This window comes from Nonomuraea sp. NPDC003754 (genome assembly GCF_053605785.1).
Map to the genome: position 1 here is coordinate 1 of NZ_JBSGJX010000119.1, position 2,146 is coordinate 2,146.

Below are 2,146 nucleotides of genomic sequence, written 5' to 3' on the forward strand. Positions count from 1 at the left end.
TCGCTAATCGAAGGATCACGCGATGGCCGTCGCCATTTCACGCCGCCACGCCTGTGACCAGGTCAAACTCGTACACCACTCCCATGGACGCAACCGCGCACCGGCGGGTCGGCCGTCCGCGGGTTCCGGGTTCGAGCCCGGGCGGCCTACCACTCCACACCCCATTTGACCTGCGATTCCTCGGTTCTCGGCTCTCTTCTGAGAGACGAAGATGGCCGAGTTCGTGCTCGTCACATGCTCTTCGGCACGCGTCCGGCACATCGGCGGTTGGACCGCGGAAGCGAAATATGCCGGTTTGCGGTGCCGGTGATCGAACGCGTCAGGCCGGGATCGTAAAGCCAGACCCACGGAACACCCACCAGAATTGCCGTGCAGTCAGATACCGATCGAGCCACTCCTCGGCCACGAATCCGAGATCATGCTTGCCCATATGACCCATGGTCGAAGCCGCTGCGGATCGGGCGAGGAGGCGCGCCCCGAAGGACGAGCAGGCAGAGGAGCGAAGCCCGGCGGGTTCGGAGCCGACTGTCGTCACCCCCGCGAGCCCTGGCCCGACACCGGCGCCTCGATGACGGACCCGGCGAGCACCTGACGGCCGGAACCCGACAGCAGCGTGGAGATGCTCGGCGGTTAGTTGTCGAGTCTGGCCGCCTGCATAGTGCCTAGCCGCCGCACGAACAGCGCAGTGACGATCGTTGCCGGCACGACCAGCGCGTGCACGGCCAGGCTGGGCCAGGTTCTCAGCCTGAACTCGTACGCCAGGATCTCGCCACCCTCCCGGAGTATGGAGCTTGTCCTGAGAAGTGTGGTCCATTCGATCCAGAACAGGGGCCAGGTCAGGAGCGTGGCCAGCCACAGAGCCCACCACGCGTGCAGGAGCCAGGCCGGCGCGGTCGTGCCGTCGCGTCCGGGCGGGCTGGACGCGTGCCAGATGTCGTCGGCGATCTGTTTGGGCAGCAGCAGGTTGCCGATCGGGATGAGCCAGCCGTACACGGCCATGGAGGGCTGGTATCGCAGCCTGCCGGGCGCGAGCTGTTCGGCTGCGACGCGTGCTTGGTGGAACCAGAGCAGCCACGAGGCCGCCAGCCCCAGGCCGGAGACGATCTGGGCCGCCCATAGGACGGCGCCGACCCTCTCGTGGAAATCGCGCATGTCGTCGAAGGTCGACTCGTCGTAGTACTGTCCGGCGTCGTCGAGGACGGTGATCTGGTGGGCCACCGTGGACACCGACACCAGGGCGAACAGGGCGAGCGCCACGTACACGGCGATCTGGTAGCCGGTGGAGGGGAACTTCGGTCCGCTGCCGCGGCGCCGGCGGCGTTCGTTGACCAGCAACGGCTGGGGTGAACGCTGCTGACCAGTGTGCTCTGGCGGCGGCGGCATCTGCTGGAGACCGCCGGTTGCAGCGGCCGGGTCGTGCAGGGCGGTCAGTGCCACGGTCCGGCGTTCGGTGATGACCTGGGTGAGCGCCTCCGGCCACCGTCCCTGGCCGGGTGTCGCGAGAGCGGTGAGGCGGGTCAGCACGTACTGCAGGCCGGGCCGGGCGGCGGGGTCCTTGGCCAGGCAGGCGGCCACGAGATCGGCCAGCGGCGCGGGCACCGCGCGCAGGTCGGGTTCGGTGTGCACGACGCGGTAGACGACCGCGTGGGCGGGTCCTGTTCCGAACGGGCCGCGGCCGGTGGCGGCGAAGGCGAGGACACAGCCGAGCGAGAACACGTCCGAGGCCGGCCCGACCTCCTGCGCCATTGCCTGTTCAGGGGACATGAACGCCGCGGTGCCCAGGACGGTGGCGGTCTGGGTGTGGCTGGTGGCGTCCAGGGCGCGGGCGATGCCGAAGTCGATCAGGCGGGGACCGTCCTCGGCGAGGATGACGTTGGCGGGTTTGAGGTCGCGGTGCACCATCCCGCAGCCGTGCACGGCGGCGAGTCCTTCGGCCAGCCCCGCGCCGAGCACCGCGGCCGACTCCAGCGGGAGCGGCCCGTGCTCGTCGACGGCCTGGTGCAGGGAGGGGCCGGGGATGTAGGCGGTGGCCAGCCACGGCCGGGCGGCGTCGGTGTCGGCGTCCACGACCTGCGCGGTGTAGAAGCCGCCGACCTTACGGGCCGCGTCCACCTCGGCGGCGAAACGACGCCGGAAGTCGGCGTTG

General features: G+C 69.7%; 1 protein-coding gene. It reads right to left on the reverse strand.

Translation table 11 applies throughout. The features are described 5' to 3' along the window. Positions 1-630: 630 nt before the first annotated feature. Positions 631-2,146: protein kinase domain-containing protein (locus ACWEVS_RS46200; protein WP_452557602.1), on the reverse strand; the 1,516-nt coding region annotated here is incomplete at its 5' end.